At 34.4% G+C, this 23373-nt stretch carries 23 protein-coding genes; all 23 read left to right on the forward strand.

Annotated features, from left to right (window positions below; genetic code table 11):
- Window positions 1-11: 11 nt before the first annotated feature.
- Entirely contained in the window at window positions 12-1157 is a 1146-nt protein-coding gene (gene flgL, locus CVD28_RS09250) for a flagellar hook-associated protein FlgL (protein ID WP_101592087.1), read from the forward strand.
- Window positions 1158-1235: 78 nt separating this feature from the next.
- Window positions 1236-1688 (forward strand): flagellar assembly protein FliW, encoded by a 453-nt coding sequence (gene fliW, locus CVD28_RS09255; protein ID WP_101592088.1) that lies wholly within the window; start codon window positions 1236-1238, stop codon window positions 1686-1688.
- Window positions 1688-1915, forward strand: a complete 228-nt coding sequence (gene csrA, locus CVD28_RS09260) for a carbon storage regulator CsrA (protein WP_101592089.1) — start codon at window positions 1688-1690, stop codon at window positions 1913-1915. The genes fliW and csrA overlap by 1 nt, the downstream gene beginning before the upstream one ends.
- A 151-nt stretch (window positions 1916-2066) precedes the next feature.
- Window positions 2067-3203: a flagellin N-terminal helical domain-containing protein gene (locus CVD28_RS09265; RefSeq protein ID WP_101592090.1), complete on the forward strand. Its 1137-nt coding sequence runs from the start codon at window positions 2067-2069 to the stop codon at window positions 3201-3203.
- Window positions 3204-3894: 691 nt separating this feature from the next.
- A complete protein-coding gene (locus CVD28_RS09270; RefSeq protein ID WP_101592091.1) occupies window positions 3895-4494 on the forward strand; it encodes a hypothetical protein in 600 nt (199 codons plus the stop codon).
- Window positions 4495-4513: 19 nt separating this feature from the next.
- The gene (locus CVD28_RS09275; protein WP_101592327.1) at window positions 4514-5524 is read left to right on the forward strand and encodes an SDR family NAD(P)-dependent oxidoreductase; all 1011 of its coding nucleotides are present in this window, start codon (window positions 4514-4516) and stop codon (window positions 5522-5524) included.
- 37 nt (window positions 5525-5561) lie between these two features.
- Window positions 5562-8531 carry a motility associated factor glycosyltransferase family protein gene (locus CVD28_RS09280; protein WP_101592092.1) on the forward strand — a complete coding sequence of 990 codons (2970 nt, stop codon included), beginning with the start codon at window positions 5562-5564 and terminating at the stop codon, window positions 8529-8531.
- Window positions 8532-8575: 44 nt separating this feature from the next.
- On the forward strand, window positions 8576-9589 hold the full coding sequence (locus CVD28_RS29070; protein WP_101592093.1) for a CatB-related O-acetyltransferase: 1014 nt from the start codon (window positions 8576-8578) through the stop codon (window positions 9587-9589).
- On the forward strand, window positions 9589-10818 hold the full coding sequence (locus CVD28_RS09290; RefSeq protein WP_101592094.1) for a sulfotransferase family protein: 1230 nt from the start codon (window positions 9589-9591) through the stop codon (window positions 10816-10818). The genes CVD28_RS29070 and CVD28_RS09290 overlap by 1 nt, the downstream gene beginning before the upstream one ends.
- 13 nt (window positions 10819-10831) lie before the next feature.
- Window positions 10832-11932, forward strand: coding sequence for a glycosyltransferase family 2 protein (locus tag CVD28_RS09295; RefSeq protein WP_101592095.1), 1101 nt, complete (start codon window positions 10832-10834; stop codon window positions 11930-11932).
- A gap of 16 nt (window positions 11933-11948) precedes the next feature.
- Window positions 11949-12689, forward strand: coding sequence for a sugar phosphate nucleotidyltransferase (locus CVD28_RS09300; protein ID WP_101592096.1), 741 nt, complete (start codon window positions 11949-11951; stop codon window positions 12687-12689).
- Window positions 12686-13690: a dTDP-glucose 4,6-dehydratase gene (rfbB, locus tag CVD28_RS09305; RefSeq protein ID WP_101592097.1), complete on the forward strand. Its 1005-nt coding sequence runs from the start codon at window positions 12686-12688 to the stop codon at window positions 13688-13690. Before CVD28_RS09300 ends, rfbB begins: the two co-directional genes overlap by 4 nt.
- A 14-nt stretch (window positions 13691-13704) precedes the next feature.
- Window positions 13705-14097: a sugar 3,4-ketoisomerase gene (locus CVD28_RS09310; protein WP_101592098.1), complete on the forward strand. Its 393-nt coding sequence runs from the start codon at window positions 13705-13707 to the stop codon at window positions 14095-14097.
- A gap of 8 nt (window positions 14098-14105) precedes the next feature.
- Window positions 14106-14732 (forward strand): GNAT family N-acetyltransferase, encoded by a 627-nt coding sequence (locus tag CVD28_RS09315; RefSeq protein WP_101592099.1) that lies wholly within the window; start codon window positions 14106-14108, stop codon window positions 14730-14732.
- On the forward strand, window positions 14710-15807 hold the full coding sequence (locus tag CVD28_RS09320; protein ID WP_101592100.1) for a DegT/DnrJ/EryC1/StrS family aminotransferase: 1098 nt from the start codon (window positions 14710-14712) through the stop codon (window positions 15805-15807). Before CVD28_RS09315 ends, CVD28_RS09320 begins: the two co-directional genes overlap by 23 nt.
- A gap of 7 nt (window positions 15808-15814) precedes the next feature.
- Complete coding sequence (locus CVD28_RS09325) at window positions 15815-16987, forward strand: glycosyltransferase (protein WP_101592101.1); 1173 nt, start codon at window positions 15815-15817, stop codon at window positions 16985-16987.
- Between the two features lie 12 nt (window positions 16988-16999).
- On the forward strand, window positions 17000-17239 hold the full coding sequence (locus tag CVD28_RS09330; RefSeq protein ID WP_101592102.1) for an acyl carrier protein: 240 nt from the start codon (window positions 17000-17002) through the stop codon (window positions 17237-17239).
- Between the two features lie 4 nt (window positions 17240-17243).
- Window positions 17244-17984: an SDR family NAD(P)-dependent oxidoreductase gene (locus tag CVD28_RS09335; RefSeq protein ID WP_101592328.1), complete on the forward strand. Its 741-nt coding sequence runs from the start codon at window positions 17244-17246 to the stop codon at window positions 17982-17984.
- Between the two features lie 453 nt (window positions 17985-18437).
- Complete coding sequence (locus CVD28_RS09340; RefSeq protein ID WP_101592103.1) at window positions 18438-19808, forward strand: AMP-binding protein; 1371 nt, start codon at window positions 18438-18440, stop codon at window positions 19806-19808.
- Window positions 19805-20878 carry a LuxE/PaaK family acyltransferase gene (locus CVD28_RS09345; RefSeq protein WP_101592104.1) on the forward strand — a complete coding sequence of 358 codons (1074 nt, stop codon included), beginning with the start codon at window positions 19805-19807 and terminating at the stop codon, window positions 20876-20878. The genes CVD28_RS09340 and CVD28_RS09345 overlap by 4 nt, the downstream gene beginning before the upstream one ends.
- Window positions 20875-22083, forward strand: a complete 1209-nt coding sequence (locus CVD28_RS09350) for an acyl-CoA reductase (RefSeq protein ID WP_101592105.1) — start codon at window positions 20875-20877, stop codon at window positions 22081-22083. The genes CVD28_RS09345 and CVD28_RS09350 overlap by 4 nt, the downstream gene beginning before the upstream one ends.
- A 5-nt stretch (window positions 22084-22088) precedes the next feature.
- Window positions 22089-22622 carry a UDP-4-amino-4,6-dideoxy-N-acetyl-beta-L-altrosamine N-acetyltransferase gene (gene pseH / locus CVD28_RS09355; protein WP_101592106.1) on the forward strand — a complete coding sequence of 178 codons (534 nt, stop codon included), beginning with the start codon at window positions 22089-22091 and terminating at the stop codon, window positions 22620-22622.
- A 23-nt stretch (window positions 22623-22645) separates the two neighbouring features.
- On the forward strand, window positions 22646-23371 hold the full coding sequence (locus CVD28_RS09360; RefSeq protein ID WP_101592107.1) for a cytidylyltransferase domain-containing protein: 726 nt from the start codon (window positions 22646-22648) through the stop codon (window positions 23369-23371).
- Window positions 23372-23373: the final 2 nt, after the last annotated feature.

A 23373-nucleotide genomic window follows, 5' to 3' on the forward strand; every position in this document is an offset into this window, starting at 1 on the left:
GTAGATAAAAAATGCGTATTACACAAACAATGCTTACCAACAGTAACCTCCGGTATATTAGCCAGAATTATGACCGTTTGGGGAAGCTCCAGGATCAAATCATGTCCGGCAAGAAAATTTCAAGGCCTTCCGATGACCCGGTTGTCGCTATGAAAGGATTAAGATATCGGACACAAGTAACGGAAGTTAAACAGTTTAAGAGGAATTTGAATGAGGGGTATAACTGGATGGATAATGCCGATTCAGCTCTTGACCAATCGGGTCAGGTGCTCCAGCGAATCCGGGAACTGACTGTACAGGCCTCCAACGATAGCTATGATCCAACAGCCAGGGGAAATATCGCAAAAGAAATTTCAAGACTGCAGGAGCATCTCGTTGCCTTAGCCAATACAAAAGTTGCCGACAACTTCATTTTCAATGGAACGAATACAGCAGCATCTCCTATCAATACCAATCAGTTCAATATAGATTATGATACTTTTGTTGATAATGTTGCGACACCACAAACGGGTTTTAATGTGGCAGATTATGTTGTAAGCTATCGAGGAGAAACCTATAAATATAATGGAACAAATTTCGAGTCCGCTTTTGGCAGTACTATTACACTAGAAACCTCACCAGGCAAATTTGAACATTCTTATACGGATAAGTTAGAATACAAGGATGGTGAGGAAGTTACAGTAACTGAAGAATTGAATAGCAATGCTATTGTGATATCCAATAAAGATGCTGTGTCCACTAATACAGAGGATGTTGTCATTGAAGTTATGAAGGGCGTGACCATACCTATCAGCGTAAGGGGCCAGGAAGCTTTTTCGGTTGATTTATTCAGTGGCATCGAATCGATTAAAAAAATGCTGACGGACCCGACTTCAAAGGGAGCTGAAATAACAAAATCCCTAGATTTCATTGACGGGTATGCAAACAGCATGGTCTCCATGAGAGCCGAGCTTGGTGCACAGCTGAACCGTGTCGAAATGGTCGAAAACCGGCTGCTCCAGCAAGAGGTCGTTGCCGAAAAAACCCTTTCCGACAATGAGGACATTGACTTTGAACAGGCGCTCATTAACCTGCAAATACAGGAAAGTATCCATAAAGCATCACTATCCGTTGGCGCGAGGCTCATCCAGCCGACATTAATGGATTTCCTAAGATAAGCTATCCGTATTGGATAGCTTTTTTCTTATATAGGCGTCTATAATTAAATTAATAAACTGAAAGAAATGGTGAAAATAATGAAAATACTTACAAAATACCATGAAGAAACTGAAATAGAAGAGTCAAAGATTATTCAATTTGAGCAAGGAATTCCAGGCTTCAGTGATGAACAAAAATTTTATATCCTGCCATTTGCCGAGGATGGATCGTTTTCAATTATGCAATCCGTTCAGACTCCGGCTCTTGCTTTTGTAATCGTCAGCCCGTTTACCTTTTTCCCAGACTACTCATTTAAACTTTCTGATCAAAATAAAGAGGCCTTGCAAATTGTAAAAGAAGACGATGTATCAGTTTATGTAATCCTTACCATTCAAGAGCCGTTCCAAAAAACAACAGCAAACCTGCAAGGCCCCCTGGTGATAAATGCAGAGAAAAAATTAGGGAGACAGGTTCTGTTAAATGATTCTCTCTACAAGACAAAACATCTGCTCTTTTCTCCATCAGCCTCTGAAGCCAAGGAGGAGAAATGATGCTAGTTTTAACAAGAAAATTAAATCAGTCTATTAAAATCGGTGATGATATAGAAATTAAGATTCTTGATATTGACGGAGAACAAATCAAAATTGGCATAGACGCACCAAAGCATATCGAAATACATAGAAAAGAAATCTATCTCGCCAATCAAGAAGAAAATAACAGTGCGAAAAACGCTACATTAGAACTTTTAGAAAAACTGAACAACCAGATGAAAAAATAAAATTATAGGAAAAATTTCTAAAGAATAAAAATATCATGTCGATATATCTAATATAGACAAGAGAATACTGAGGCGGCCGACTCAGTCATTAATCTTGTTTTAAAAATTAACCACATGGATGTGGGTATTTATTTCAAGGAGGAAATAAATCATGATTATCAATCATAACTTATCTGCGATGAACTCTCATCGTCAATTGGGAATGAACCAAACAAATTCAGCAAAATCAATGGAGAAGCTTTCTTCGGGTCTCCGCATCAACCGTGCTGGTGACGATGCTGCAGGTCTGGCAATCTCCGAAAAAATGCGCGGACAGGTTCGCGGTTTAAACCAGGCACAGCGTAATGCTCAGGATGGTATCTCTTTAATCCAAACTGCCGAGGGTGCATTGAGCGAAACTCACTCTATCCTTCAACGTATGCGTGAACTTGCTACTCAAGCTTCCAACGATACAAACACCGATCAAGATCGTCAAGAGCTTCAAAAAGAGTTAAACCAATTAACATCTGAAATCAACCGTATTGGTAACAATACTGAATTTAACCAAAAGAAACTTCTTAACGGTTCTCAATCACTAGACGCTGGTAGCCGAGTTGCAACAGCTGGTAATACAACTAGCGGTAACGGTTTACACTTACAAGTGGGGGCTAACTCTATCCAAAACTTCACTGTTGATATTTTTGACATGCGTGCAGAAGCTTTAGGCGTAGCAGGTACTGCTAGTGGAGGTAACGCAAAACTCGATAATGCACCTGGATCGTCTGCCCATGGTGTGAAAAATGATTGGGTAACTGGTGGAACAGCTGGAACAGAAAGTTACTACTCAGCAAGCGGCGCAAAAGTAGATGGAGCTAATAGAGTATTAACCGAAAATGGTACTACTATCAGTGCGGAATTAGTAGCAAAATCAGCTGATGCAAAATTTGCTTCAGGAGCTGCAAATGCTCTTACAGATAGAGGTAACGCAACAGGTGCTTCCGTAGTGGCATTAGATATTCGTAACCATAAAAAAGCAACTGCTGCCATCTCTGTAATCGATGCAGCAATCAACCAAGTATCTGCTGAACGTTCAAAACTTGGGGCGTTCCAAAACCGTTTAGAACATACAATTAGTAACTTAGGTAACTCTTCAGAGAACCTGCAAGCTGCAGAATCTCGCGTCCGTGATGTAGATATGGCTGCTGAGATGATGAAATTCACTAAGGATAACATACTATCTCAAGCTTCTCAAGCTATGTTGGCTCAAGCTAATCAACGTCCACAATCAGTATTACAATTACTTGGATAATCTTTATAATAGAAGAGACTCTAGTATATCTAGAGTCTCTTTTAAATTTGGTTCTATACTAAATCTTCGGTTTGAAAGGCCTTTATAGGCAAAATAAAAGCAATTACAAGATCTCTCTTTAAAATGATAGTTGACTGGACTCTCATCGAAAAGGAGATTTCGTAAATGCACTCGCGTTCTACCACAACATTACTTGATTTAGAAGAAGTGGATGTGTTATCACCTCGAAGAAACGGACATTCACCTGGAAATTAATATCAATACGACTTACAAGGTCTGTCTATGTTGTTGTCAGGAGGAGACTTGTTCCATCCATGATTACCGAATCCAAAAAGTCAGAGATTTAAAGATTTATGAAAAGTTTTGCTTCATGTAAACTCCTATATAGAGATGGTCAAGAAGGTCAAGAAGATTGAGTTATATATATATGATAATGAACATTATAGATTCTACTCTAATAAAGCACAATTAAGAGTTCAAGTATTCTTAAATACTATACTAATAGATGATTAATCGAAGGCAGTCCTATCTTTCTTTAATATAAAGGAGCAGATTCATGCTTTTTTTTTTGAAATAAAGGGGTAAATAGTAAATATTACCTTGTGGTACTAAATATATAAACCACTTAATACAATTATTATTTAACCGATAATATAACTATAAAGTTCGACATAAAATCGGAGGTTTCGATATGAAACTTATTATAAATGAAACAATTTTTAAATTTAATAATGATATTTCTTCATTGCAGGACGTTATAGATACTATAGAGAATTACTTTTCTCAATCAGAAAAATACCTAGATTATATAATTATAGATGGTGTTGAAATATATTATGAATTTGAAGCTTCCATAGCTGAATCAATTGATAGTATACAACTAGTTGAAGTAAAGGAAAAAAACAAAAAAGATTTACTAGCTGAGTTGCTTTTAACTATTGAATCGTATATTAAAAGAGCTCTTCCAGAGATAGAACATCTGGCAAATGAATATTATCAAGGGGCAACATCAGAATCTTGGAATAGTTTTACCCAATTATTAGAGGCGCTAAATTGGATGTATGACGCAATTCTTAGAATAAACGAATCCGAATATACCAATGACGGTTTAAGAGTAGCTTTAATTCAAATACAAAAAGAGTTATCTAATTTAGAAGAAGCTGTAAAGTCGGAAGACCATGTTTCTATAGCTGATATAATACAATACGAGATAATGCCCATAATAAACACAATCAATGAAAGTGTTACTAAAATAATTAATGAAGAAGGGCTTCGTGAAGGAGTTAACTAAGGAAAGTAGTGAAAGTGAGATGGACAATGTATATGAAGGCAAAAAGATTTTAATATTAGGTGGGACAGGTACAATCGGTAGATACCTCGTAAATCAACTATTAAAGTATTCTCCTGAAGTTATAAGAATTTTTAGCCGTGACGAATATAAGCAGTTTGAGTTACAGCAGGAATTTAGAGAATATGTAAATATTCGATATTTAATTGGAGATATAAGAGATGAAAGACGGCTCTTAAGGGCAATGGAAGACATTGACTATGTGTTTCATCTAGCTGCAATGAAGCATGTACCAGCATGCGAGTATAATCCATTTGAAGCAGTTAAAACAAATGTTATTGGAACTCAGAATGTTATACAAGCCGCATTAGAAGCAAAAGTAAAAAGAGTCCTTTTCACTAGTACGGATAAAGCAATCGCTCCTTCAAATACATATGGAGCAACAAAATTAACGGCTGAAAGATTAATTTCTGCAACTGAGTTTCAGAAGGGACCCAAAAAAACCATATTTTCTTCAGTCAGATTTGGGAATGTAATGGGATCACGTGGCTCCGTTATTCCTTTATTCAAAAAACAAATAATTGAGGAGAAAAGAGTAACTGTAACAAATTTGGAGATGCTCAGATATATGATGACACCTTCTGAGGCAATCTCTCTGTTATTAAAAGCAAATGAAATGGCTTACGGTGGAGAAGTTTTCGTGCTTAAGATGCCAGTAGTTGAGTTAAGAGACTTGGTTCAAGTAATGATTGAAGAAGTTACAAAAAAATACCGAATTACTGATCGAATATTAATTGACGAAATTGGTTTACGTCCAGGAGAAAAAATGTTCGAAGAGTTAATGACAGAAGATGAAGCTACTGTTGCCTTAGAGACAACAGAACTTTTTGTTTTGCAGCCACCGTATGGAAGAGCAGAAAGAGTATATCCAGATGTCAAGGAATTCTCCGGTGAGGCACCGTCACCATTTAAGGAATATATTATAGATAAAGAAACTCTAAGAAGATGGATACAGAATGAAAAGTTGATTTAACCTTATAATCTAAAGGTCTTTTGATGGAGGAAATTAGATGTTAATTGAAAATATCAATTTCTTAAAAAGAAATTATCCCGAAACACTAAATTTTATCAATGTCTATAAGGAGCAGCTAAAATCAGTACCCTATAATATTCAAAAATCAAAAGTGGGATACCCTACAATACAAGTTCAAAATAATCACCGTAATTTGTTCATTCATAGCAAATATGATCCAGTCAAAGAGGCAAGCCTTTTAATAGATAAATATAAAACCGAATTGGAAGAGGGAAAATATAGTCATGTCTTATTTTACGGTGTAGGCTTTGGTTATCATATTGAACAGTATACCAAAATGTATCCTTCTCTGGCTTTTTCTATTTATGAACCTAACCCTGCAATATTTTATCATTATATATGTAGCAGAAATTTAGTTGGATCAAATTCAAAAAAATTAGAAAATGTTTACGTAGAAGTAGATTCAAGTTCTTTACAACCATATATGAATCATTTTGCATCTCAGATATCTGGTAAGGTTTTATTGATAATGCTGCCAAGTTATGAGCAAGCTTTTCCAGAACAATGTAATAATTTTAGGGTTGTATTTAAAGATAAGGTGCAATCAAAACTATTATCACTCGGAGCCGATATTAATTTTTCAAGAAGATGGACTTTAAACTCTTTAATGAATTTGCCTACAACTTTATCGACCCCAAATATTATTCGGGACAAGATGCATTTTTTTAAAGGAAAACCGGTCATAATAGTATCAGCTGGTCCTTCGCTACATGATGAGTATGAAAATTTAAAATTTATAAAAGAAATGGGTCTTGCCTATATATTTGCTGTTGGTTCTGCGAATAAGGCGTTAATTGCCAATAATATATTACCTGATGCGGTGTGTACCTATGATCCTCAAGACCACAATTTTACTGTTTTTGCGGAGATGGTTGATAAGGGGATAACTTCTGTTCCAATGATTTATGGTACGAGTGTTGGTTATGAAACTTTAAAATATTATCCCGGGCCAAAGTTACATGTAGTTACCTCCCAAGATACAGTAACATCCTTTTATGATGGGAACAATATTAATAGTTCAGAAGTTGTTGATGATGCTTTTTCGATAGCGATTATTACATTACAAATTCTGGCTAAGATGGAAGTCGCATCTATTATTCTTGTAGGACAGAACTTTGCATTTCGGGATAATTTGTTTTATTCGAAAGACATAATACGAGATAAAGAACTAGGTGCTGCAATCCAAGAAAGTGATCTACAAAATGTAATGACAGTAAAAAGTGTTGACGGAAACGTAATAACAACAAATAGTTCGTTTAATCAAATGCGGTTGTTAATGGAATATTATATTTCTATTTATTCTGAGGTTAATGTTATTAATACAACTAAGGGTGGGGCTCATATTGATGGGACCGCCTTTGTACGACTTGAGGAGATCATTCAAACATGCTTAAGGGAATCGGTTGTAGATAAAGAGTGGTATATCAATAATAATGAGCCAATAACGGAACACCTTAAAGGAAAAATTGATAAAATGAATTTTTCTATGTTAAGTTTTGTGAAGACTCATAATGATATTTTTTCACTATTTACAGAACTCGGAAAATGGATTGACCGAAATAATAAGGATAAAATAATTTCTATTTTACAGAAGTTTGATAGACTCTTTCATAAATTCTCTAATAATGATTTTTATTCTGTATTTATTAAACCATCGTCCAGGGTAAACTATGAAATACTTCATAGGTATGTAAAGATTATTAAAGAAGAAGAAGACATTACTGTAAAATCTAAAAGAGTGATTCAAGAATTTGGGGCTTATCTTGGTATTTGTAGGACTGTATATAATGATATTGCACCAATAATAAAAAGTACGTTGAATACCACCCTTGAAAGGGAATTTAGATTGTCTTCTTGGGAAAATTATGGTGAAGATAGCGGTGTTTTTCAATATTCACAGGAGTGGAGAAGAAGAGAAATAAAAATCCATAAAAAAAAGGGAATTAAACCAGATACCATTTGTACATATTACGAGATCAACAAACAGGATGCAAAAATTCAATTTAAATTTAAAGGTACGGGCATACGAATTTTGGGCGGGAAACAAAAAAAATGCTCCAATCAACTTAGAATATCTATTGATGGGAAAACTCAAAAAATTTCTGCAAAAGATAATCAAGTTTCTGTTGACTTTACAATTGACTATCAGAATGTGTTGTATGAGAGGGAAAATCTAAAAAATAGCATTCATGAAGTGGTAATTGAGGTTTTGAACGATGATTTATTCATTTTTCAGGGAGTACAAATTAAAAAAGGCGACCGTATCTTTCATATAGATGAAGTTATGAATGTAGAAGAACTAGAAGTAGGTAAACGTATAAGGTGCCACTATAAAGCTGATTATAACAAAGCTGGTTTTTTTAGTAATTTAGGTGAGAAGACAAAGGAATTCATACAAGTACAATCTGCTGCAGAACCGGATGGTGATTTTTATTTTATTATGGTGGATTATGAAAAAGGATATAAGAAATTAGCCGCAGACCGCAACATTCAACATAGTATTTCATGGGAAGAATTAAATAATAATGGGTTTATTTTTGGTAAAGAGATGTCTTTCAAAAAACATAAAGGGATAATTCGATCCTTAACAGGTGGTTACGCTTTTAGAAACGGGGATGGGGGAATCTCATTATTTGATAAGGGGTTAGGTGCGTATCCTACGGAGAATGAGTGGGATACTTATATTATATCTAGCAATTTAAATGGACATATAAAAGCTGGTGATAAATTAGTTTGGAACTGGGATGTTTCCCCGCAAACTTGGTGCCAAGAGTCCCCGATGATAGGACTAATTCACCCATTTAATCCTAATGCTTATGATGACAAGCAGTTAAACAGGTATAAAGGTATATCAAGATGGAAAGAGCACTCTGGAAAAGGTCTAACTTTTAACTACACAGACCATATCCACTCTGTTAGAGGATTTAGACCAGTACTATATATCTAACATTAAGTAATTATTAATAGTATTTAATTTGTGAGGATGATGAGATGTTAACTGAGTACGCCTTAGATTTTTTGCTAGAAAAATATTCATTTATTAAGGATAAGGATGTATTCATATTTGGAACGGGAAAAGGTGGAAGAATTTGCGGGTATCATCTAAGAAATTTGAATATTAGATTTAGATATCTAGATAATAACAAACTGAAGTGGCGAGAAGAATTACTTGATGCCGAGATACTCAATCCAAATTTACTACCTAATTATTCAAAAGATAATTTATTTATTATTATTGCCACTGAGCACTATGAAGAAGTTAGCAAACAGTTAGCTGCTTATGGATTTAAGGAAGACCTTAATTATTCTTCATTTATAAAAAAAATGAAAAAAAATATTTTGGATCAAGAAAGAAAAATAATGGAAGAGAGGGAAAAACTTGAGGTATCTTCTCGAGAAAAAAGGATTGCCCAAAGAATTAAAGAAAGTAGAATTCATAAAACGGTAAATGGTGTTAAAATAGGCCGATATTCGTATGGTTATGAAAAGTTTTGTCATGATAATACGCTTGTGGAGAATATTGGATCATTTTGCTCTATAAATCCAACTGTTGAAATGGGGTTTATTAATCACCCGATTGATTTAATTTCTACTCACCCTATACTATATTCTCAACGTGAATGGTTTTCAGGCCCAGAAATGGTTCCAGGTATCCTAGAAAAAGAAGACGTTTTAGAATTGGAAACAATAGCTAAAGTGAAAAAAATTAATGTAAAGAATGATGTATGGATTGGTGCAGGAGCAATAATATTACCGGGAGTAAAAATTGGCAATGGTGCCATTGTGGGTGCTGGGGCAGTTGTAACCAAGGATGTACCAGATTATTCAATAGTTATTGGGGTTCCGGCTAAAATACTAAGATTTAGATTTTCGGAAAAACAAATAGCACAATTAATAAATATTAAATGGTGGGAATGGAGCGAAGAGAAAATTATCAAAAATGCTAAGTACTTTAAAAATATTAATGAATTCATCGAAAAGTTTCGTTCAGAAGGTGACTTATAATGGCCGATTTTGGCGATTCAAATCTAATCTTTGTTGGTGGAAGTCCCAGATCCGGAACTACCTTAGTTCAAAGTATACTAGATTCTCATTCTAACATATATGGAGGTCCGGAGTTTGATTATATACCTAGCATAATAGGGCTTAGGGATTCAATTCATAGCGGTATAACTTCAGGTAGAATAGATCAGTATACGTCCTATTCTGATGTCGATAGAGTTTCCAGGGAATTCTTAATAGGATTGTTTCAACCACTTGCGAAACTTCAAAGGGTGGAATATATAAGTGAAAAAACCCCTTCGAATATATTGGGCTTTAATCAGCTTATCGAAGTTTTTCCAAATGCTAAATTTATCCTTGTACTAAGAGATCCCAGGGCTATTATTGCCTCTATGAAACAAGTAAGAGAAAGGGCTTTAAGAAAAAAAGTTACCCCCCCTCATTTTGTGGAAAATGTAAGGCAGTCAATGCATTATATTTGGTCATGTTTTACTAGGGGGTACGAATGTTATAAAAAGCATGAGGATAAAGTATTTATAATTAAATATGAGGAGTTAGTAAAAAACCCTAAAGTTGTAACCAAAGATATAACCAATTATCTCGGAGTTGAGTGGGAAGAACAAATGCTGTACCCGAGTAAAAGGGTTAAATTCGGAAATAAATTAGATTACGATAATGTATGGTATACACAGGAGATGTATATAAGGGATATAGAGAAAAATGAATTAAGTAAATGGAAAAAACAATTGTCCGTCATAGAACAACAAATGATAACAGAAACTTTTAAAAACCATCCTTTAATGAAAGAATTTGATTATAACCTTGATTTAAAAATTGGGAAGCTTTATGAGAATTTAGGGAATTATCAATTAAAGTATTATAGCCTTAAAGAAAAGCTAGTTTACGCTAAGAAAGAAGATAAACTAAACTTTGATATGGATAAATTTAGGGGAATTCTTAAAACCCTTGAATGTAAAAAAATAATAGGTTGGGGTTCGGGTGAAACTTATAAAAAGATTCAAAATAAATATAAATTTGAACTTAGTTATTTAGTAGATTCAAGTTTAGAAAAAGAAGGTCATCAGCGGAATGGCCTAAAAATTGTAAATCCCATTGAATTGCTTAAGGAAAATAAAGAAGAAATTTATATCTTGGTATTTGTTCAGTCTCCTCATCAGATTTATAAATGGTTGGATAATAAAGGGTTCAAAAAAAACAAACATTTTTTGTAAAAGGAAGGTTTTTATGGGGGAAGCATTAGTTTCAGTTATTATTTCTGCCTATAACCATGAAAAATATATAGGAGAAACACTAAAAAGTATTATCAATCAAACTTATACAAATATAGAGTTAATACTTTTTAATGATGGTTCTAAGGATAAAACTCATGAAGTAATTATCTCATTGAAGGAAGAATTAAATAAAAGGTTCACTGACTTTCATTATTTTAGCAAAGAAAATGAAGGAATTAGTAAAACTTTTAATAGAGGCATTAAGCTAGCAAGAGGAAAGTATATAAAGGTCTTTGGATCAGATGATATATTATATCCGAATGCAATATCAGAATTAGTAATCTATATGGAACGATATAAAAAATACGGTGCTGTTTTTGGAAATGGCTATCATGCTTTTACAAGTCTCATATCTTTAAATAAAAAGAGGTACTCTGAAGATAATCGTTTTTCAAAACAATTTAAATTTAAGTCAGGGTATATTCATCGGCATATAATTAAAAATTTACCCCTTATCCCAACAATAACTGTTATGTTTAGAAAAGAAGTTTTAGATGAACTTGGTGGATACGATGAAAATTTGCCTTGTGAGGATATTGATTTATATGTAAGAATGTCAAACAAATATATGATAGGTTTCATGAAAAAGAATATTGCAATTCACAGATTACACGATGATAATAATGGGTTAAAGCCTGAAATAATGCTTCCGACATTGAATGCAATGTTAAAAAAGTATGATGTATCGGGAATCTTTAAGGATAGTGAAGAACGAAAACTTTTTCTAGAGGTGATCTATTGGGTAGAAAGGGTTTTGTCTTCTGTTAATTGGAACAGATACGATTTTATAAAGGATAAAAAAATTATTGCATGGGGAACGGGTGGTCTTGCAAAAAAATATCTTAAAAATTTCCCCTTTGAAATTACATACTTTGTGGATAAAAATCCAAAGAAGCAGTTTGGGAAATTTGAGAATTATAAGGTATTACCACCACATTCTATTTTAAAAGAAAAGAGAGAGGAAATATTCGTTGTAATTTTAAGTTCTTTCTATCAAGAGATAGATAAATGGTTACAAAGTAGAGGATTGGTTTTTAAGAAACATTACTATTAATGAAGAAGGTGGCATTATGAAAGGAGTTATTCTTGCCGGGGGGCTAGGCACTCGATTGAATTCCTTAACAAGGTATGTTAATAAACATCTATTACCTGTTGGAAAAGAGCCAATGATATTTAACCCAGTAAAACAACTAATATCGGCAGGTATTGATGAGATATTAATTATTACTAGTACTGAACATATGGGCGCGATAGTAAATACTCTTGGAAGTGGACAAAAGCTTGGATGTTCATTAACCTATAAAGTCCAAGAAACCCCTAGTGGTATTGCACACGCTTTAATGCTTGCTGAGGGTTTTGTAAATGGTGACCAAGTGGTGGTTATTCTAGGCGATAATATTTGCGATACTTCCATAAAGAAAAATGTAGATGCTTTTAGAAAACAAAATATAGGAGCAAGAGTGTTGTTAAAAAAAGTTGATGATCCTGTAAGATATGGGGTAGCAGCAATAGATGAAAAAAATATTGTAGAAATTGTAGAGAAGCCATCATTACCTAAATCTGACTATGCAGTGCTTGGTTACTATATGTATGATAATAAAGTATTTGACTTTATTAAAAAGATAAAACCTTCTGATAGAAATGAGTTAGAAATAACGTCTGTCAATAATATGTATATTAATAATGGAGAATTGTTTTACGATATTTTAAAAGGGAATTGGACCGATGCGGGGACATTCGAATCATTACGTTTAGCAAATAATATTCTTTTTGCTGTTGATAATAATATTCAGGAGACAGAAAATTTATGAAATATTTAATAACTGGCGGAGCAGGCTTTATAGGTTCAAATTATATTCATTACCTATTAAAGATGTACGATGATATTGAAATAATAAATATAGATTCTCTTACATACGCCGGAGATTTAAATAATTTAAATAACGTACTTAAACTTATAAAGGCAAATCAAAAATACAATTTCATAAAAGCAGATATTAGCTGTGATCACGAAATTGAAGAAATTTTCATGGAATACAAACCAAATGTAGTTGTGAATTTTGCCGCTGAGTCCCATGTTGATCGAAGTATTAGAAACCCTAAGGTTTTTATTGAAACCAATGTATATGGAACCAATGTTTTATTGGAAAAGAGTTTAAAATATGGTGTTCAACGTTTCCATCAAGTTTCCACAGATGAGGTTTATGGATCTTTAATGGAGGATGGTTTTTTTTATGAGGATTCTCCTTTGGATCCAAGCTCTCCTTACTCAGCATCTAAAGCTTCTGCAGATTTAATCTGTCAGGCTTATTATAAAACTTTTAAATTACCTATAACTATTAGTCGTTGTTCAAATAATTATGGTCCCAATCAACATAAAGAAAAATTAATACCATTAACAATAGAAAAGTTGTTGTTAGGGCAAGATATTCCAGTATATGGAGATGGTGCAAATATTAGAGATTGGTTGCATGTAATGGACCATTGTGCAGCAATTGATAAGATTATTTCGTTTGGCAGAATAGGTGAAATTTATAATATAGGAAGCAATAATGAGTGGGAAAACATAAAATTAATTCTTCAAATTATAAAGATACTAAACAGTTATCTAAAGCACTACGATAAAGTGGTTACTGAAAAACAAATTACCTTTGTAAAAGACCGTCAAGGTCATGATAGACGGTATGCAATTGATGCTAGTAAGATTAATAAAGAACTAAACTGGCGACCTAAGTTTGATTTTAAAAAAGGTTTGGAAGAAACAGTTCATTGGTATATGTCAGAAAAATTCTCAAATCTAGTTTGGAAATAATGGGAGATTATATAATGCAAGAAAACATATATTGTTTTAAAGAAAATATTGACAAAAGAGGAACGTTAGTTTCATTGGAAGGGTTAAAAAACATTCCTTTTCAAATTAAAAGAGTCTATTATATTTTCAATACAAATAATGAGCCTAGAGGGTTCCATGCACATAAGAACTTAAAACAAATGATAATTTGTGTGAATGGAAGCTGCAAAGTAAGATTAGATAATGGGAAAAATAAAAGCGACTTTTTGTTGGATAAACCTTCCAAAGGATTGTATATAACAAATATGATATGGAGAGAAATGTTTGATTTTACCGAGGGCTGCGTTTTGCTTGTTTTAGCAAGTGAATATTATGATCTAAACGATTATATTAATGATTATAACGAATTTATAAGAATGGTAAATTAGGTGAAAGAATGAATAAGGAAATTGTATATAGTTTAAGAAAAACAAAATTGATTGGCAGTACTATTGATCTTATACCTTATTCGGATAAATATGAAAGAGAAGTTATAAGACTTCGAAACCAACAAGTAAATCGCTATTTTTTGAATCAAGATTTCGAGTTAACTTTAACATCTCAGAAAGAGTGGTATGAAAAATACTTGGGGAGAAATAACGATATATATTATTTAGTTCAAAATAAAGAAGGAAATGTTATAGGGACAAATGCTTTATATGACATTGACTTTAAAGAAAATCTTTGTGAAAAAGGCAGACAAATAATAGACCCGTCTGAAACCCTTAAAGGTCCATATGCACTTGAAGCAGAGTTAATGATTTTAGATATAGCTTTCAATGTACTCGGGTGCAATCAAATTATTGCAAAAATAAGACAAGATAATGGGAAAGTTTTAAATATGAATAAACGCCTAGGATTAAAAATAAAAGATTCTGTTCTAGTAAGAGAAATTCCTTATTTCGTTTTGGAATTAAAAAAATCATCTTACAAACCGGATCAATTTAAGAAAATAATAGACCACTGGTGTCAAAGAATGCGGATATTATCAGGAGGTCAAAATGATTCCATTTCTAGATCTTAAATCCATTAATAATCAATATAAAGAGGAACTTAACAAGGCAATTGAAAAAGTTGTTTCTAGTGGCTGGTATGTAATGGGTAATGAGTTAGAAACCTTCGAATTTGAATTTGCAAATTTTTGTGGTACATCACATTGCATTGGTGTAGGCACTGGGCTAGATGCTCTGGTTTTAACAATTAAAGCTTTAGAAATAAAACCTGGGGATGAAATTATTGTTCCTGCAAATACTTTTATTGCAACTGTTTTAGCAGTAACTGCAAATCTGTGCAAGCCAGTTTTTGTTGAACCGAGTGAGAGTACATTTAACATAGATCCAGATTTAATTGAAAGTAAAATTACAAGTAAAACAAAAGCCATAGTTGCAGTACATTTATATGGACAAGTTGCAGACATGGAGAAAATAAACATTATCGCAAAAAAATACAATCTCTATATTATAGAAGATGCAGCGCAAGCCCATGGAGCAATTTATAAAGGGAAAAGAGCTGGTTCGTTGGGGGATGTAGCGGCGTTTAGCTTCTTCCCTGGAAAAAACTTAGGTGCCCTTGGCGACGGTGGAGCAGTAACAACTAATAATGATAGTATTGCTAAAAAAATTAGAGCTTTACGAAATTACGGCTCAGAAGAAAAATATATTAATAAATATATAGGAACAAATAGCCGGCTTGATGAAGTTCAGGCAGCATGTTTAAAGGTTAAACTTAAATATATTGACAGAGAAAATAATTTAAGAAGAAAGTATGCAAACTATCTTATTGAAGGAATACAGAATGAAGGCATTGTTTTACCAGTCGCTCCAGTGGAAAGCCTAACTCATGTATGGCACCTTTTTGTTATTAAGTCTGATTCAAGAAAAGAGCTCCAAGGGTTCCTGTTAGAAAAGGGAATACAAACATTAATCCATTACCCAATTCCACCACATAAACAAATGGCATATAAAGAATATAACAACTTGTCTTTCCCATTAACTGAAAGAATTCATGAAACTGTTTTGAGTATTCCACTTTTTCCTACTTTAGGTGAAGATAACGCTAATTACATTATAGAAATGGTTAATTCTTTCAAGAAAGGTTGATTTAAAAATGATGCTTACATGTGTAATGCCCTTCTATAATAATCAAGATTATATAGAAGAAGCATTAAACAGCCTTGTTGCCCTAAATTATAATGATTATGAAATAATATTGGTGGATGATGGAAGTGAAGATAATTCAACTTACATCGCGGAAAAATTTTGCAACAGGTATAAAAACATTAAGATTATAAAGCATCAAACTAATAAAGGAGTTGCTCAGGCTTTAAAAACATGCATTAAGTATAGCGGTGGTGAATATATACTATTTGCTGCGGCAGATGATATTTCACTACCCCAAAGAGCAAAGAAGTGTATGGATGTTTTTATGAATCATGAGAATGTGGGCATAATAATCTCTAATGCAGAAATTATTGATGCAGAGTCGAACTTAACTGGAGAGTTATATAAAATAAATGAAGATATTAATGATCATAATATATTTCTTGAACAATTAAAGAGAAATTATTGTCTAGGAGCAACCATGGCAATAAAAAAAGATACTAATATACTTCTTAGAGAGGATTCTCTCTTAAATATAGATGATTATGAAATTAGTTTGGACTATATTTTGGCAGGTTATGATATTCACATTATAAATGAACCTTTGATTAAATATAGAGTGCATAAAAAAAGTATTAGTAATAATAAACGATTACTATATGAAAAAACAGTAAAAAGTCTAAAAAAATATAATAGTGAAGATTTTAAAGATTTACTTCTTTCAAAAGGATTTAATCAAAAAGATTCTTATTTATCCATAGGAATTTTTGAACTGTTTAGGCTCAACTATACAAAAGCTATTCAATATTTAAGGTTTGCATTAGAGGAAATAGTAGACCAAAATTTAGATGATTTCGAAATTTACTTTTACCTTTCATCAGCTTACTATGGTATGGGCCTCTTTAATGAGAGTTACCAGTATGCATTGAGGGCTCTTTCTTTGAATAATGAGGAGCCAACTGTTTTAAATAATATTGGAGTTTTGTTGTGTTATTTAAATTATGATTCAAAAAAAGCATTAAAGTATTTACGAAAAGGTTTACAAATTCAACCATTATATCTTGATGTTTATAGCAATTTACAAATATTGTTAGGTGGAAATTATTTGAAAAAAGATTTAAAATTTACAAGTAGATTACTTTCGAAAAGTATTGTATCAAGGGAAAATTATATTATTTAAGGAGTGGAGATAGTGAGTAATGAAATAAAATTAAAAAATATTTTTATAGAGACTTTAGGAGTAGAAGAAGAGAAAATTACTGATAATCTTACATATAACTCCATTGCTGAATGGGATTCTGTGGCCCACATGGCATTAGTGGCAGAGATTGACGATAACTTCGATATTATGATGGATACAGATGATGTAATTGATTTAAGTTCATTCAAAAAAGCAAAGGAAATATTAACAAAATATGGAATTGAATTTTAACAGAATGCTTGATAATAAAGTTGCATTAATAACAGGTGCAACGAGAGGCATCGGTAGAGAAACAGCTAAAACATTAGCTTCCCAAGGTGCAAAACTTGTATTAACTGGTAGAAATTTCGACGACTTAGAATCTTTAAAATATGAATTACATGGACTGCACAATTCAGAGTGTCTCTGTATAGCTTATGATGTAAAAGATCTTTCCCAAATAAAGAATGCATTTATCAGTATTAAAAAGAATTTCAAAAAATTAGATATACTTGTAAATAATGCAGGAATATTGGATGATGCATTGATGGGAATGATAAATAGAAATCAAATTGAAAATACCATGGAAATTAATCTTTATTCAATTATTAACCACATGCAATATGCAAGTAGATTAATGAAACCTAATAAAAGTGGTTCTATTGTAAATATAAGTTCGATTATTGGAACAAACGGCAATGAAGGGCAAGTTGTTTATGGTGCAAGTAAAGCCGGTGTTATAGGGGCTACTAAGTCAGCAGCAAAAGAGTTAGCTGCTTTTAATATAAGAGTTAATGCAGTTGCACCAGGCTTTATTGAAACAGATATGGCTAGATCACTTCCGATAGATAAATATAATGAAAGAATTGAAAGTATAAAAATGAAGAGAATAGGCTTACCTGTAGAAGTTGCAAATGCAATATTATTTCTTACTTCAGATTTATCTTCATATATTACAGGTCAGACCATCGGAGTGGATGGCGGGATGTTAATATGACTTGATGAAGAATTTCATTAGTTTTCGTTTTTATATATGATGATTTTCAATGTAATCTTAATAAATATTCAGTTATGTTGACCCAAAAGGTTGTTTTGTCTTGCTTTTGGGTCAGCTTTTTTTGACTCATTTTATAATTATTCTATTTTATATCACTCTAGTAGGAGCCGTGGGCTAGCTAATTTATGATGAGGAAAACTATTGAAGTTTTACTGGTAACCTAACTTTTAGATTCGAACAAGAAAAGTATATGTACGCCTTAACTTTTAAGATAATCAAATTCTTATAGGAGTTGTTTTAGTTTACTATATATCAACTAATTAAATTACCGATATTAAATCTTTATGAGCAATAGAATTCTTTTTACTGTTCATAAATTCAACATTATTTTTTCTATAAATTAATTCAAAATGGTCGATTTAATAAAAGAACTGTAAAAGACAGGTGGGAATTATGCAGACTTTATGGAACCTAACGTCTGAAAATAAAAATAGAATCTCGATTATAGAACAGAATGGAGAAAGGTATACTTTTGAACAATTGCAGCGGGATGTAATTGTGCTGAGCAATAAACTCCGGTCTTCCCGTAAACAATTGGTGCTTATTTTAGCAAAAAATGATTATATCTCCATCGTTAGTTATTCGGCTGTTATGGTAAATAACGATGCAGTAATGTTAATGAGTGCTGATATTGAGGAAACGCTGTTGGCTACGATAATTGATGCCTATCAGCCCGGATATATAATTGGTGATGTTAATCATGATTTATATGATGAGTACTTTGCTGGAATTACCAAAAGGAGAACCGAGACTGAATATGAAATCCACCAGGATCTTTCCCTGCTTTTAAGCACCTCTGGTTCAACTGGAAGTTTGAAGTTTGTAAGGTTGTCTTTTGCGAATCTATTGGCAAACGCGAAATCCATTGCTGAATATTTAGAGATCACTCATGAGGATCGTGGCTTGGTCAATTTGCCAATGAATTATTCTTACGGACTTTCTTTAATTAATAGCCATCTCTTTGCAGGTGCAACGATTTTATTATCAAGCGAAAGTGTACTTGCAAAAAGCTTTTGGGAGTTTGTAAAAAATGAAAAAGCCACTTCCTTTGCCGGGGTTCCTTACACTTATCAGATGCTGCAAAGAATCGGTTTTCAGAAAATGGATCTGCCGGATTTGCGTTATTTTACCCAGGCAGGCGGAAGACTGAACGAAAAACTGGTACGGCTATTTTCGGAATATGCACTAGAACACCAAAAGAGTTTTTATCTGATGTATGGCCAAACCGAGGCAGCACCGAGAATTAGCTATGTGCCGCCAGAGGATATCGTTAAAAAGCCTACAAGTATAGGTATAGCGATACCTGATGGAAGGTTATCCCTGGATCCTGAAACTGAAGAGCTCATATACGAAGGTCCAAATGTGATGATGGGTTATGCCGCCGATTTCTCCGACTTAAAAAAAGGCGATGAACTCCTTGGCAGATTGCATACCGGTGATTTGGGTGAAGTCGACGAAGATGGATTTTATTATATTAAAGGACGTATTAAGCGGTTTGTTAAATTGTTTGGGTTGCGTATAAATTTGGATGATATTGAAAAAAAGATTGAGTCAGCTCTGCAAATAAGTGTTGTATGTGTCGGGACAGACGATCGGATGGTTGTAGTTGTCCCTAATGAAGAAAAGCAAGATTCAATCCAGAGCTTAATCGAAAATTTATATAAATTGCATAAAAGTGCTTTTCGGGTAAAAGTGTTGGAAGAGGTTCCGAGATTGGCTAATGGAAAAGTAAACTATGAAGCGTTAAAGGAATTGGTTTTATGATAGAGCCATTTGATATGGGTAGCGGAAAAAAACAGCCATATTTATTAAAAGAATTGAATTCTTTAACAAGCTTTCATTATGAGAAGTGTCTGCCTTATAAAAATATGCTTAAAAAAACGGGACAAACTGTCTTGGCTGAGGCCCTCCACGAAATCCCTTATTTGCCCGTACAACTATTTAAAATGATGGATTTACTCTCCATAGATAAAGAGGAAGTTTTTAAGGTGCTTACCTCCAGCGGTACAACCGGCCAGCAGGTTTCCAGGATTTATTTAGATAAGGAAACTGCCCAATCGCAAACAAAAGCGCTTGTTTCAGTGATGAAACCGTTACTGGGAACAAAACGACTGCCTATGATCATCATTGATACGAAAAGTGTCCTCAAGGAACGAAAGTCTTTTAGTGCACGAGGTGCGGGAATTTTAGGCTTCTCAAACTTTGGTAGCCGCCCATTTTATTTATTCCATGATGATATGAGTATAGATTGGGAAGGATTATATGAATTTTTAGAGCGGAATAAAGATGAGAAGATATTATTGTTCGGCTTTACGTTCATGATCTGGAAGCACTTTTATCAGGAAGCGGTTAATCATGGTATTAATCTTGATTTGGGAGACAGTATCCTGATCCATGGTGGCGGGTGGAAAAAGCTTAAAGAGGAAGCGGTCAGCAACGATAAATTTAAGGATTCATTACTGAAGCAATTTGGCATTCGTTCGGTTCATAATTATTATGGGATGGTAGAACAGGTTGGTTCGATTTTTGTTGAGTGTTCACATGGCCACCTCCATACTCCCATATATGCCGATTTGATTATTCGTGATCCGCTGTCCTTTAATCCTCGCCCATCTGGGGAACAAGGGTTGATTCAGGTGCTTAGCATCCTGCCTAAAAGCTATCCCGGGCACAGCCTGCTTACGGAAGACCTGGGAACAATTCATGGTGAAGATGATTGTCCTTGCGGCTGGAAAGGGAAGTATTTTTCAGTAGCGGGCAGGATTCCGAAGGCAGAACTGCGGGGATGCAGTGATACATTTGCGTTTGATCGGAAGGTGGGGAAGCATTCATGAAATTTTTTTGGCCCAAGCATTCGCAAAACTGGAAAGAAACAATTGAATCAGTGGCGAATAAGGAACCACTTTCGCCTTTTTATCCAGAAGTCCTTTCATTTTTACAGGGTCTATCCAGGGAGATGTTAAAGGACCATTCCTATCGGCGTTATCCTGAATTAATCGCTTTGGCGTATTGGCTAAGAAAAGCTCATCTATCTAAATTGCAGGAGTTATTTTCAAAGAACACAAAGGAAAGGTTCATCCATGCCAGAGGGGCAGCCCTTCATTTTGCCCCTTCGAATGTTGATACAATCTTTGTGTATTCATGGGTGCTCTCCATGTTGGCCGGGAACTGCAATATATTACGGATATCTGGGCGTAATCAACCGCAGACAGAGGTTTTGCTGCAGGCAATTATTAAGGTGCTGGAAGGGCACCCTGCAGTTGCTGACCGGACGGCAATTATTAATTATGATCATGACTTTGAAATAACCAGATTTTTATCGGAAAAGTGCAATATTCGTGTCATCTGGGGCGGGGACGAAACGGTAAAAGCAATCCGTGCCATTCCGCTGGCACCTTTGGCGACAGAAATAGCTTTTCCTGACCGCTTTTCGCTATCAGTGCTGGAGGCAAATGCGGTATTAAACGCTACTGAATCTGAGTTTTCTAATTTAATCCAGCGATTTTACAATGATGGATTTTGGTTTGCCCAAATGGCATGCTCATCGCCCAGGCTGATTGTATGGACAGGAGAACGCGGAAATATTGAGGCAGCGCAGCAGCGTTTTTGGAGTAGGTTAAATGATTACCTGGAGGCTTATTTGGAAGAAGTTTCACCATCTCTTCAGGTGCAGAAATTGGCAACGGGATATTTATTAAGCACAAAGGGTAGTATAATTAATTTTAGACAGCGGCAAAATTTCTCCCGTGTTAAGGCACAGGATATGGATATGGAAATAAGGGAAAGACACTGTGGCGGCGGTTTTTTTGTCGAACTGGAAGTTGCCTGGTTGAATGATCTTATCCATTATCTGCATGATAAGGACCAGACCGTATCCTATTTTGGTTTTAGCCGTGACAAGTTAATGGAATTTGCCGGCAGATTAAGAAATAGAGGCATTGACAGAATTGTCCCAGTAGGACAGGCCCTCGATTTTGAAGGAGTTTGGGATGGTTATGATCTTTTAATGAGCTTTACAAGAGAAATCGTGATAAGGTGACGGATATGCAATTTGTTTCGGTAAAAGAAGAACATTTGGAAATGATCCTCAAGTGGCGCACAAGCGAGTTTATAACACGTTATATGTACACTGATATTGATTTCGACCTGGATAAACAAAAAGCATGGTTCAGGTCGATTGAAAAGGACCATAACAGCCATTACTGGGTTTTAACCTATAAAGGCGAATACATCGGGCTGGTTTCTATAACCGATATTAACCACCGGGATAAGCGGGCTTTCTGGAATTTTTACATTGGGAATCCTACTTATAGTATGCTTGGTGGATTCATTGGTCCTTATGTATATAATTTTGCTTTTAAACATCTTTCCCTTCACAAGCTTTCAGGGGAAGTCATGGAGGAAAATGAAGGTGTCCGCAAGCTCCATCTAAAACAGGGTGCAAGAGAAGCTGGTTATTTAAAAGAACATATTTTCAAATATGGCAGGTATCACAATGTCTATATTTATGAAATGACTGAGGATATGTGGGAAGTATGTGGCGAGAAATTTGCAAAATATGTTCTTGAAGTTAACTAAATCGAAGTATGGTTGGTGATAACATGAAGACCATCGCAGTGATCCAGGCTCGAATGGGTTCCTCCCGTCTGCTAGGGAAAATATTAAAGCCACTTGGAAATCATGATGTTCTTACATATGTAGTAGAACGATGTAAAAAGATAGATGGTGTCAGTGATGTGATTGTTGCGACTTCTGCTCTGCCACAGGATGATTTGGTCGAAGAATGGTGTAAGAGCAGAGGAGTTTCTTATTTCAGAGGGTCTGAAGAAGACGTATTGGACCGATATGTTCAAGCTGCCAAGCAGTATAATCCCGACTTTGTGATTCGTGTTACGGCTGATTGTCCCTTTGTGGACTTTGGGTTGGCATCAACGATGGTGATGGCCATGACTGAAGCGCCTACTCAATTTATGAATCTCCAGGGTGAGCTTCCAAGGGGATTGGCAGTTGAATTATTCTCTTACGAAACACTAAAGTACATTCATGAAAATGGACTCGAACCCCGCCACCGGGAGCATGTAACGTATTACGCATATGAAAATCGGGATGAATTTTCTTGGACATCTGTTCACGCAAGCAGTGGGATCCAAAAGCCTGAGCTGAGGATTACATTGGATACAGAAGAAGATTATGAGCTCTGTAAAAGGGTAGCAGAGCATTTCGAGGGCAATCTGTTTGTACCTTCAGCAGAAGTTGTAAAATATTTAGCTGCTAATCCTGAGTTGGCAAAAATCAATGCCCATATTGAACAAAAACCGGTTGTGTGATG

Origin of the sequence: Bacillus sp. M6-12 (assembly GCF_002860285.1) — a bacterium.
GTDB lineage: Bacteria > Bacillota > Bacilli > Bacillales > DSM-1321 > Peribacillus.

Coding starts and splice junctions, on each gene's coding strand:
- flgL (WP_101592087.1), top strand. CDS start 12: ATGCGTATTACACAAACAATGCTTACCAACAGTAACCTCCGGTATATT.
- fliW (WP_101592088.1), top strand. CDS start 1,236: ATGAAAATACTTACAAAATACCATGAAGAAACTGAAATAGAAGAGTCA.
- csrA (WP_101592089.1), top strand. CDS start 1,688: ATGCTAGTTTTAACAAGAAAATTAAATCAGTCTATTAAAATCGGTGAT.
- CVD28_RS09265 (WP_101592090.1), top strand. CDS start 2,067: ATGATTATCAATCATAACTTATCTGCGATGAACTCTCATCGTCAATTG.
- CVD28_RS09270 (WP_101592091.1), top strand. CDS start 3,895: ATGAAACTTATTATAAATGAAACAATTTTTAAATTTAATAATGATATT.
- CVD28_RS09275 (WP_101592327.1), top strand. CDS start 4,514: ATGGACAATGTATATGAAGGCAAAAAGATTTTAATATTAGGTGGGACA.
- CVD28_RS09280 (WP_101592092.1), top strand. CDS start 5,562: ATGTTAATTGAAAATATCAATTTCTTAAAAAGAAATTATCCCGAAACA.
- CVD28_RS29070 (WP_101592093.1), top strand. CDS start 8,576: ATGTTAACTGAGTACGCCTTAGATTTTTTGCTAGAAAAATATTCATTT.
- CVD28_RS09290 (WP_101592094.1), top strand. CDS start 9,589: ATGGCCGATTTTGGCGATTCAAATCTAATCTTTGTTGGTGGAAGTCCC.
- CVD28_RS09295 (WP_101592095.1), top strand. CDS start 10,832: ATGGGGGAAGCATTAGTTTCAGTTATTATTTCTGCCTATAACCATGAA.
- CVD28_RS09300 (WP_101592096.1), top strand. CDS start 11,949: ATGAAAGGAGTTATTCTTGCCGGGGGGCTAGGCACTCGATTGAATTCC.
- rfbB (WP_101592097.1), top strand. CDS start 12,686: ATGAAATATTTAATAACTGGCGGAGCAGGCTTTATAGGTTCAAATTAT.
- CVD28_RS09310 (WP_101592098.1), top strand. CDS start 13,705: ATGCAAGAAAACATATATTGTTTTAAAGAAAATATTGACAAAAGAGGA.
- CVD28_RS09315 (WP_101592099.1), top strand. CDS start 14,106: ATGAATAAGGAAATTGTATATAGTTTAAGAAAAACAAAATTGATTGGC.
- CVD28_RS09320 (WP_101592100.1), top strand. CDS start 14,710: ATGATTCCATTTCTAGATCTTAAATCCATTAATAATCAATATAAAGAG.
- CVD28_RS09325 (WP_101592101.1), top strand. CDS start 15,815: ATGATGCTTACATGTGTAATGCCCTTCTATAATAATCAAGATTATATA.
- CVD28_RS09335 (WP_101592328.1), top strand. CDS start 17,244: ATGCTTGATAATAAAGTTGCATTAATAACAGGTGCAACGAGAGGCATC.
- CVD28_RS09340 (WP_101592103.1), top strand. CDS start 18,438: ATGCAGACTTTATGGAACCTAACGTCTGAAAATAAAAATAGAATCTCG.
- CVD28_RS09345 (WP_101592104.1), top strand. CDS start 19,805: ATGATAGAGCCATTTGATATGGGTAGCGGAAAAAAACAGCCATATTTA.
- CVD28_RS09350 (WP_101592105.1), top strand. CDS start 20,875: ATGAAATTTTTTTGGCCCAAGCATTCGCAAAACTGGAAAGAAACAATT.
- pseH (WP_101592106.1), top strand. CDS start 22,089: ATGCAATTTGTTTCGGTAAAAGAAGAACATTTGGAAATGATCCTCAAG.
- CVD28_RS09360 (WP_101592107.1), top strand. CDS start 22,646: ATGAAGACCATCGCAGTGATCCAGGCTCGAATGGGTTCCTCCCGTCTG.